Source organism: Candidatus Electronema sp. TJ, from assembly GCF_048287355.1.
GTDB lineage: Bacteria > Desulfobacterota > Desulfobulbia > Desulfobulbales > Desulfobulbaceae > Electronema.
This window is the reverse complement of record NZ_JBLWEP010000088.1, coordinates 1-10146: the sequence shown is the minus strand read 5'-3', so window position 1 is coordinate 10146 and position 10146 is coordinate 1. Positions and strand designations below refer to the sequence as shown.

Here is a 10146-nt window from a genome sequence, read left to right as displayed (position 1 = left end):
CGGCAGGAAGCAATGGATCTTTTGCATAGTGAGATGAAACATGTCCCTGCCAAGCAGTCCGCTCGCTCAAGCCCTCTTCGCCGCCCTCTTCACCTGGGGACTCACCGCCGCCGGAGCTTCTTTGATATTCCTCACGAAAAGCGTCAACAGCAGGCTGATGGACGCGATGCTCGGCTTTGCCGCCGGGGTGATGATCGCGGCCAGCTTTTGGTCGCTGCTGGGGCCGGGCATTGAAATGGCGGAGCAGCTTGGCCAGCCCGCTTGGCTGACTGCGGCGGCAGGCTTCATGGGAGGCGGAGTCTTTATGCGGCTGATGGACAAATTCCTGCCGCATCTGCATCCCGGCCTCGGCATGGACAAGCAGGAAGGGGTGCGCACCTCGCTTCAGCGCAGCACGCTGCTGGTGCTGGCCATCACTCTGCACAACATCCCGGAAGGGCTGGCTCTTGGCGTGGCCTTCAGCGCCGGGGCCTCGGAGCTGAAGGCCGCCACATTGGGCGGCGCAGCGGCTTTGGCTGTGGGCATCGGCATTCAAAACATCCCGGAAGGCGCGGCAGTGGCTCTGCCTCTGCGCCGCGAGGGGTTGTCCAAGGGCTGGAGCTTTTTTCTCGGCCAGCTTTCCGGCGTGGTCGAGCTGCTTTCGGCTCTGGCTGGAACCCTGCTGGTCATGCGGATTCAGACGCTGCTGCCCTTCACCCTCTGCTTCGCCGCCGGGGCGATGATGTTTGTTGTGGTGGAGGAGCTGATTCCAGAATCGCAGCAGAAATATGAAAATATTGACCTCGCGACCATGGCCACGATGACCGGCTTCTGCCTGATGATGGTGTTGGATGTGGCGATGGGCTGATGAGCAATGTGCGCGGCGCGGCCAATGCGGACCCGCAGGGCAGATGGGATCATCTTCCTGCGGGCCGTTCAGGCTAAGCTCAGTTGCTTGGGCAGAATTCCGCCGCCGTCAGTGCGCCGTCCCCATTGGCATCTTTCGAGGTGAACATCTGCTTCGCGAAATCGCTGCCCCTAGGATGCTGGACAGACAGAAATTCCGTCAGCGTGACTTTGCCGTCTTTGTCAGCATCAAGCTCGGCAAAACGCTGGAAACATCTCATCCCGCCGCCTTGTCTTTGCGCCAGAGCAGGGACTGCGGCCAAAGCGATGCTCAATGCAAAAACAGCTGTCTTCAAAACTTTCATGGTGTCCTCCATTGTGTCAGTTTATCATGATTCGGCAGCGGGTGCTGCCGCCTGTTCTCTTTGCCTCATGCCGCACTGTACTCGACGGATGTAAAGGAATTTTTTCGGCAGCCCGGAAAATTGTAAAGAGTTTGTAAAATAATCAGTGCATCTGAAGAAATGAACATCCTCATGATTGATGATGACCGGAAGCTCTGCCGTTTGGTGGCTGATTATCTGGAGCCGATGGGTTATGCGGTTGAGGCGGCGCACAGCGGCCCGGAGGGGCTGCGGATGTTGCGGCAAGGCGAGTATCAGGCAGTGATCTTGGACGTGATGCTGCCGGAGATGGACGGATTTGCCGTGCTGAAGGAGCTGCGCCGCGAGTCGGACATCCCGGTGCTGATGCTCACGGCGCGGGGCGAGGAGACCGACCGCATTGTCGGCTTGGAGCTGGGCGCGGACGACTATCTGCCGAAAACTTTTTCCTCCCGTGAGCTGCTGGCCCGGCTGCGGGCAGTCACCCGCCGCTGCCAGCTGACTGAAAGCCGCAGCAGCGCGGAGGAGACTGAGCAGACCCTGCGTTTTGTCGGGCTGGAGATTGAGCAGGTCTCGCGCACTGTGCGCCTGCACGGAGAACCGTTGACGCTGACCCCGCTGGAATACGACCTTTTAGCCGCCTTGGCCAATGCCGCCGGGCGGGTCTTGAGCCGCGACCACTTGCTGGAGGCGGTGTCCGGGCGGAATTACGATGTCTTCGACCGCTCCATTGACGTGCATATTTCCTCGCTGCGGCGCAAGCTGGGCGAGAATCCCCGCCAGCCGCGCTGCATCCAGACTGTGCGCACCGCAGGCTACATGTTCATCGCTCCGCCGGAGCCGCAGCGGTGAAGGCGGCCCGCTCCCTCTTCGCCAGAATTCTCGGCTGGCTCTTTCTCAATCTGATCCTGCTTGCCGCTGCGCTGGCAGTATTTTTTGCTGTGCAGCTCAAGATGAATCTGCACGAGTTCTTCGGCCATCAGGGCGCGGACAGACTCCGCACCGCCGGGATGCTGATCGTGCACGATTTGGAAGGCACTCCGCCAGATGAATGGCAGGATGTGCTCGAACGCCACGGGAAGATTCACGGGGTGGATTTTCTGCTTCTGCTGCGCGAGGGACTGGTCTTTTCGCCGGAAAAACGAAAAATCCCTGACGAGGTGATCAGCCGGGCCAAAGAGATGCTCCTGCGTCATGGCCCGCCAGACGACAACTGCGCAGGCAAACCGCTGGAGCTGCGAGGCAGACGGCCGCAGTTCGTCCTGCATACCAGCAATCCCAGCCGCTGGTGGTTCGGCATCCGGATGCCGATTTATTTGGAAGCCTCAGACCGGCATCTGCCTGCCCTGCTCATCGCCGCCTCAGACTCCATCACCGGCAAGGGTTTTTTCTTCGACCCTGTGCCGTGGATGATCGTGGCGGCGGCAATGATTGTCATCTCGGTGCTTTTCTGGCTGCCGCTGATCCGCAGCATCACCAAGCCGCTGGAGCGGATGACCCGTGCTGCCGAGGAAATCGCCAAGGGCAATTTCAACGTGACGATCCGCGAAGGGCGGGCTGACGAGATCGGACGGCTGGCCGCGACCATCAGCCACATGACCGCCCGCCTCTCTGCTTTTGTCAAAGGCCAGAAACGTTTTCTCGGCGATGTCTCGCACGAGCTTGGCTCGCCGGTGGCCCGGATTCAATTCGGCCTCGGCGTGCTGGAGCAGCGTTTAGACGGCGCGAACCGGGAGCGGGTTCAGGACGTGATGGAGGATGTCGAGCACATGGCCGCCCTGATCAGCGAGCTGCTGGCCTTTTCGCGGGCGGAAATGAATGCGCAGGCAATAAAGCTGAAGCAGCTGCCTCTGCTGCCGGTGATTGAGACCGCTGTCCGGCGCGAGGCGGCTGAAGCGGCGGTGCAGATGCAGGTCGCGCCGGAGCTGCATGTCACCGCCTCTGCCGAGCTGCTGACGCGGGCGATTGCCAATCTGCTCCGCAATGCGGTGAAATACGCAGGCGATGCCGGACCGATTATCGTCACTGCTGCGGAAAAGAGCGGGCAGGTGGAAATCACCGTCGAAGACTGCGGCCCCGGTGTGCCCGATGAGCATCTCGACCGCCTTTTTGAACCCTTCTACCGGCCTGAGCTGTCCCGCGAGAGCGGATCAGGCGGCGTGGGCTTAGGTCTTGCCATCGTCAAAACCTGCGTCGAGAGCTGCGGCGGCGCAGTCTCGGCCTGCAACCGCCAGCCAAAGGGTTTCGCCGTGCGGATGCTCCTGAGCAGCTGTTGATGATGCGCAAGATTGTTAAGTGCCGGAATGAGTTGTGCGCCCGGCTGTTTTGCTGTTCAACCGCTCAATCGTCCACTCCAGCCGTTCCTTAATTGCTCCGTCTTGGCCGGGAATGTTGCTTTTTTCGGGAAGTTTTTTGAGGATGTCTTGCAGCGTTTTCACATCCTCCTGTTTGCCGGTGTATTCCAGATTCCACAGGGCAAGGTCAATGGCTTGGAAGGCGGTGTAAGGGAAGGGGGAAGGCAGGTCGTCCGGGTCGAATTCTTGGTGCGCCTGAATGATTTTGCCGATCAGGTCAGCGTTGGCCTTGCCTGCCAAGGCGCGGACAGCCCCTTGCCGGACGTAATGCAGCGGGTGGCCGAGCAGGGCAATGCCGCGTTTTTCCGGGGCGATGCTGGCGAGCGCATTGCCGAGCATGTATTCCCAATGCTCATTAGGCCAGCTTTTATCCTGCTGCTTCAGCTCGTTCTGTTCTGTTTTCAGCCGCTCTTCGCGCCAAGCTGCCTTTTCCTGTTCCAGTGCCTTCAGCTCGTTTTCCACGTACTCTTTGGCAGCGGCGTATTTCATCCGGCCAAGCCAGTGCAGGCAACGATAGCGCAGCGAATCGTCCTTGCCTTTTTCCAGCGTGTTCAAGAAAGCAAGGAGTTCATCCCCATATCTCCCGGCTGCACCCAAGGCATCAAGGGCTGCTTTCCGGGCAGCAAAGTCTTTCTGCTCGGCAGAAACCAGCGTGCGCAAAACTGCATGAACCTTCTGCTCAACATCAGGGAGATCGGTGGGCTTTTTTTCCCCTTGAAAGGAAACAAGCTGGCCAAGTGCTTTGATTGCCGCCCGCCGCAGATTGACATTAGGCTGATTGAGCAAGGCCAGCAGCGGTTCCGGCTTGATCCATTCAGGATGCAGCTCAGCAAGAAGACCTGTTTGCCTAATTGCTTCCTGTGCTACTTCACGGTTGGGATCATTGATAAGTTGGACAAGCAGCGCGGCGGCTTGTTTGGTGGCAATAGCGCAGAGAAGCTGGGCCGCTTCTGTTCGTTGCGAAGCATTTTGCGCAGCAAATTTCTCCTGCGCTTTGTTGAATGCCCGCTGCCGCCATGTTTGCAGCTCTGGGGCAAAAGCATTCATCTGCGCCAAAGCAAAAGCCGCTGTTCGCTGACTTTTGCGATTGCCACGTTCAAGCAGTTTTAATCGGATGATTTCAGGTGCGGCTTGCATTGTCCGAAGTCGCCCCAATGCGGCAACAGCGGCTGTTCTAACCTCGCTGTCCTTCAGCATTTCCATAAAGGAAGGCACCGCTGAATTGTCTCCCAAGCTGCTGAGGGCTTCCGCCGCAGAGTCCCGCATATACGAAGTTGTATCCGAGATAATCCTGCCCAATGCAGGCACAGCCGCGCTGTCTCCCAATCTGCCTAAATATGCCGCCGCATATTGCCGCACATTTTCATTCCTATCTGCAAGGAGTTTAAGCAGGGCAGGAGTTGCTGTCCTGTCGCCCAGACTGCCGAGAACTGCTGCCGCCCGCAACTGCACGTAAGAATCTTCATCCGCGAGAAACTTGATCAACTCAGGCACAGCCGAGGTGTCGCCCAGATTTCCTATAGCTTCCGCCACAGACTGCCGCACATTCGCATCCGTATCGGCGAGGAGTTTAACCAATTCATGAACAATCGAGCTATCGCCAAGGCTGCTGAGAGCATATACCGCAGACTGCCGCACCTCCGCATCCGTATCGGCGAGGAGTTTAACCAATTCATGAACAATCGAGCTATCGCCAAGGCTGCCGAGGACTCCTATTACGCTCTGTAGTACAGTTCTATTTTTATCCGCGAGGCACTTGATCAGCTCAGGCACAGCAGTATTGTCGCCTGTGTTGCTGAGAGCATACGCCGCAGACCTCTGCACCTCCGCATCCGTATCTGCGAGAAGCTTGAACAACTCAGGCATAACCGAACTGTCACCCAGCATTCCTACGGCATACGCCGCAGACCTCCGCACCTCCGCATCTTCATCTGCGAGGAGTTTAACTAGCACCGGCATAGCCGAACTGTCGCCAATATTGCCGAGAACTCTCGCCACAACCTGCCGCACGTTCTCACTCTTATCCGCAAGGAGATTGACTAACGCAGGCACAGTCGAGCTGTCGTCATCACCAAGATTGCCGAGAAGTTCCGCCCCATACATTCGTATATATTTATTCGAATTTACAAGAAGCTTGATCAGCCCAGAAACAATCGATCGGTCACCCAGTTTACCAAGGGCGGATGCTGCATCCTTCCGCGTATCTTTATACGTAGTAGCATTTGCGAGGAGATTGACCAGCTCAGACGCAGAGGAGGTGTCTCCTATCTTGCCAAGGGCTTTCGCCGCCGCCAGCCGCATAGGTTCATCTTCATCCGAGAGGAGCTTGCGCAGGTCAGGAAGGGCCGAGCTGTCGCCTAATTGTGCAAGGCTGTAAAGCACATTTGTGTCTTTATTTTTCTGTTTCTCAGAAAGTTGCAATAAAAGAGCAATGATTTTCGCTATTCTGATCTTGGCAAGCTGGGCAGGAAGTGTTCTGATCAGTTCTTGTTCGCCTGTTTTCAGAATGTTCTCAACAAATTTATCTTCCTTGTCCTCTTTGCTGCGGTATATCTTGCTGTACAGCCCGTTTTCGGCATAAACAGACAAGCGGTCACTGAGAGGAAGCCTGCCAACCAGATTGTCCTGCGCATTCGCTTTGTCCTCAACAAGACTGCGGTCAAAACGCTTGTCCGCTTCCATTTCCCAACGCAAGAAAGGGCTTTCATAAAGAAATCCGCGCAAACCAAACACATCCCACCCATGTTCAGTGCCTCGATTGACCTCTATCCGGTTGAACACCCCTTCTTGCGACTGAAGCCAGCGGCCATAATAATTCGCCCGCCAGTTGTTGCCCGCAAAGATCAGCCCGCCAGCAATCAGCACCGCAGCAGTTCCGACAGCAAGCCGTTTCACCCGCTGCCGATGCTTGAATTCCCGGTTCCACTTGTCAATTGATTCAGAAAAGATGTCGTGATACAGCTCATACCAAAACTCTTCACCTCGCTTTTGGCGGCGCAGCACAGCGCAATCCTGGAGCTTGTCCAGCACAAGCTTCAGCGCATTGGCATCAGCGCGGGTCAATTCAGCCAATCGCTCCAGCGGATGCGCCACTTTGGTGGCCCGCTGGCCAACGAGATGATCAAAAGCGGCAGAAGCAAGCACCTGCTCCTTTTTATTGAATTGGCCAATCTTGCGGAGAAAGTAGGTTTCTAAAATACCTTCAGCCTGCCCCGCTTTTTGATACGCCGCATGAGTGATCTGCTTGGCCGCCTCGTCCCGGTGATGCTGCCACAATTCTTGGCAGACAATCTGCAAATGCGGCGGTTCCACCAAAAGCGGCAGCTCTTGCAGCGCAAGCAGCTCCTGCACGCCGAACTGCCGCTCCTGCTCGCGCTTGGCAAGATCATCCAGCACCTGCTCCAGCAATCCTTCTTTGCTGTCCTGCTTTGGCGCGAAACTCCAGCCAATCTGTTTCAGCGGCTGCTCAATCGCCAGCCGCGCCTGATCGCGGGTCAGCTTCTCCAAGCGGAAATAGCTGTCGAACACGCCGGGCAGAAAGGGCTTGAAGGCATTGAGTTCAAGGGCGAAGTCCTCGCGCATCGAAAAAACAAAGCAGGCCGGAAGGCTGCGGTCAAGAACCGCCGCGCTCAGTTCTTCGACAAACGTTTTGAAGCCTTTTTGAAACCGCTGGTAGTTGAAGAACTCTTCAAATTGATCAAGCAGCAGAATCTGCTGGCCGCTGCCGAAGAGGGTGCAGGCCAGCAAGGTGTCTTTCAGGGAAAGCTGGGCGAAATTGCCACCAAAGCTGCCCAGGCCTGGCCGTTTGGCATAATGATTCAGGATGCTCTGCCTGAGCGCCGCGCCAGGCTCGGCAGCCCAGCCGTTGTGATAGATCAGCTCCGCATGATCGTCCGCACGAAGCACCGGCATGATGCCTGCTTGCAGGAGCGAGCTTTTGCCAACGCCGCTGGCCGCCAGCAGCAAGGTCAGGCGGTTGGCGCGGATTTTATCCAGCAGAATGCTTGTCTCGCGGTCGCGGCCAAAAAAGCGGTCTTTCTCCTGCTCGGTGAACGGTTTCAGGCCGATGTAGGGTTCCAAGCAAGCTGCTGAAAGATTATTCATGATTCCGTCTGTTCTGTTCATGCTGCGAATGCCGCGTTGCCGGTTTCAAACGAGACGTTTGCTGTTCAAAATGCCTCATTCGCTGTTGCAAACGCCGCGTTTCACGCTGCGAATGCCACGTTTGCTGCTGCGAACACGCCATTGCCAGTTCAAAACGAGACGTTCGCTGTTCAAAATGCCTCATTCGCTGTTGCGAATGCCACGTTTCACGCTGCGAATGAGGCATTCGCTGCTGCAAACACGTCATTGCCAGCTTCAAACGAGGCGTTTTGAATCGCGAATGCCACGTTTTCTGTTCCAAACAAGACGTTTTTCAGCGCGATTTTGGCATCCGAAAAAGCAAAAATGCTCAATCCGCTGCGCACAAAGCAAGTTCCTGCACGAAGTCCTTGAGCGGGCAATCATAGACCTTCACTTTTCTATCCTGCCAGAACGATTGCGCAAACGAAGAGCCGCCCTCCTGAATCGCCAGCGATGGCGCACGGTCGTGCCGCAGCTCCTGAAGCGATTTGATCAGCAGGCGTTCTTCCCAGCTTTCCGGGTGATGGCCGAGAAACCAGAGCGAATGGAGCGAATTTTTCAGTTTGCTGCCGATGTAGTCAGGAAACTGCTGCTGCATGAAGCGGGTGAAGGTGAAATAATCGCGTTCTGACAGGAGGAGATGGCCTTTGTCATTGAAAATGCCGCCCCGGAGCTGATAAATGACCGCATAGCCGTTTTCAAGCAGGCTGAAGCTGGACAGTTCTTCCGGGGTGCAGAAGACATCCTTTTGATCGGAACAGCGCAGCAGGCATCGTTTGTCTTCCATGTTCGGATGAATCACGGCAAATTTCCGCCTGCCGCGCAGACTCTGTTCAAGCAGGTCATCATAGGCTGTCGAGATGACTAAAAATGGATTCTTCAGATTAGCCAGCAGCTCGTGCAGCGAGATTGGAGATTTTTTCTGATCTGCTTGAAACAGGGAGCGGATGTCATTGACCAGATCAGCGCGGCTGCTGTTCAATGCCAGCTCTTTCTGCTCGCAAAGTTCTGACAAAGGGCCATGAAAAGCGTTCTGGCTGAGATGCTGCTTGATCGCCTCTGTTGAAGGCAGCTCTGCGCCAAGAAGATGCGACAGCTCCTGCCCAAGACAGAGGATGACCTGACCATTGTGCAGCTGCCCGGCGAGCTTTTTGTAATCAGGACGGCTTGCGGCGGCTTTCCTTCTGTTGTCCAGATTGCTGAAGAAAAAAATAAAGGCTTCGGCAGCAATTGTCCGTTCAGCAAATCCTTTGATCTCGGCAAAGATTTCCTCATCGTCCTCGCTGATGCCCTCTTTCCGCATTCGTTCCAGCTCCAAGCCAATAGCGGGAAAAACAGAGCAGATTTCAAAGGCGCGGCCAGAAAGCTGCATCATCGCCTGGTTGATGCGGGCCGCCGGATCAATATGTTCCTCAGTCAGACCGGCAAAAGAGGGCATGATCTCCTCAATTGCCGAAAAGATAGCTTGCAGATTGGCGACGGCAACCGCATGACCGCGCTGCCCGGCAGCAGGATCAGCATTGTGGCTGACAACAGCCAGCAGTCCGCCCGCCTCGTCGCAAAGCGGAGAGCCGCTGTAGCCGCCTTGGAGCTTGGAGAACTCATCGTCATCAACATGAATGTCCCACGCCTCAATGCTTTTGCTGCCAACAGCTTTAAAGGAGATCGGCTTGCCCAGCCGCCCGCGAATATCCCGGAGAACATAATTTTCTCTTGCTCCGAGATGCGGGCCGTAGCCGAGAATCTGAAACGGTATGTCCGGCTTTCCTTTTGCAGGCCGATTGAGGAGTGGCGGCGCGGTGCCGTCATGACGGATGCTCAACAAGGCAAGATCAACCGTGTTGGAGGAGCCTGCGGCCTCAATCGCCGCTTCATGCGGGACGGCATCGGCTCCGCTAGCGACAACTTTGCCGCCAAGCTGCTCCACCACATGGGCGCAGGTCAGCAGATACAGTTTGCCCTCCTTACAGGCCACCGCAAAGCCGGTGCCGAAGGCTTTTTTGCCGCTGTCGGCACTGGTCAGGAGGAAAACGGCACCCTCTTCGATGGCCATAAGAAACTATCTCCTGTTTTCTTGATGCAGAATGATAGGAACGGCTTTGCTGTACTGCTGAAAATCTTGGTCGCGGGTGTAAATTTGGCGTTCTTGCTGCTCGCCTGCTCAATTATTCTGCTTCGCTCTTTTTTGAGATAGGTTCATTTCTCCGCCTTGGGCGAAATGGAGAGCTTGATTTTCAGATTGGCACTGCCGTTCGCCTTAGCCAGAAAGACCGAGCCGGAAGCGGAAAAGCCAAGTTGCAGTTCGACCTCGGCACTGCTGATTGACATGTCTTTGTTCAATTCGTTCCAGACCGACACCACCGGACGGCAGGCTTTGAGCAGCACCGGGCGCACGGAGTCAATCGCCTTGTCCACCTGCTCCGGCATTCCGCCGGAAATTTGCCGCACCTGATCAGGCG

At 56.3% G+C, this 10146-nt stretch carries 8 protein-coding genes; 3 read left to right on the top strand and 5 right to left on the bottom strand.

Going from position 1 to position 10146, the window contains the following annotated elements; genetic code table 11:
- The first annotated feature begins 40 nt into the window (after positions 1-40).
- A complete protein-coding gene (locus ACNKID_RS07725) occupies positions 41-847 on the top strand; it encodes a ZIP family metal transporter (RefSeq protein WP_417912866.1) in 807 nt (268 codons plus the stop codon).
- Between the two features lie 79 nt (positions 848-926).
- Here ACNKID_RS07725 and ACNKID_RS07720 read toward each other — a convergent pair whose 3' ends face one another.
- On the bottom strand, positions 927-1190 hold the full coding sequence (locus ACNKID_RS07720) for an RNA polymerase subunit sigma-70 (protein WP_417912865.1): 264 nt from the start codon (positions 1188-1190) through the stop codon (positions 927-929).
- A 159-nt stretch (positions 1191-1349) separates the two neighbouring features.
- Here ACNKID_RS07720 and ACNKID_RS07715 point away from each other — a divergent pair, with 159 nt between their 5' ends.
- Positions 1350-2060: a response regulator transcription factor gene (locus ACNKID_RS07715; RefSeq protein WP_417912864.1), complete on the top strand. Its 711-nt coding sequence runs from the start codon at positions 1350-1352 to the stop codon at positions 2058-2060.
- Positions 2057-3484 carry a sensor histidine kinase gene (locus ACNKID_RS07710; protein WP_417912863.1) on the top strand — a complete coding sequence of 476 codons (1428 nt, stop codon included), beginning with the start codon at positions 2057-2059 and terminating at the stop codon, positions 3482-3484. The genes ACNKID_RS07715 and ACNKID_RS07710 overlap by 4 nt, the downstream gene beginning before the upstream one ends.
- Positions 3485-3499: 15 nt before the next feature.
- On the opposite strand, the gene ACNKID_RS07705 is transcribed toward ACNKID_RS07710, so the two are convergent.
- The 4 genes from ACNKID_RS07705 to ACNKID_RS07690 all read right to left on the bottom strand — a co-directional run.
- Entirely contained in the window at positions 3500-7666 is a 4167-nt protein-coding gene (locus ACNKID_RS07705; RefSeq protein WP_417912862.1) for a HEAT repeat domain-containing protein, read from the bottom strand.
- A gap of 206 nt (positions 7667-7872) precedes the next feature.
- Positions 7873-8019 carry a hypothetical protein gene (locus ACNKID_RS07700; protein ID WP_417912861.1) on the bottom strand — a complete coding sequence of 49 codons (147 nt, stop codon included), beginning with the start codon at positions 8017-8019 and terminating at the stop codon, positions 7873-7875.
- Entirely contained in the window at positions 8016-9740 is a 1725-nt protein-coding gene (locus ACNKID_RS07695) for an SIR2 family protein (protein ID WP_417912860.1), read from the bottom strand. Before ACNKID_RS07695 ends, ACNKID_RS07700 begins: the two co-directional genes overlap by 4 nt.
- Before the next feature lie 143 nt (positions 9741-9883).
- A partial coding sequence (locus tag ACNKID_RS07690; protein ID WP_417912859.1) for a CU044_2847 family protein occupies positions 9884-10146 on the bottom strand: 263 nt, incomplete at its 5' end.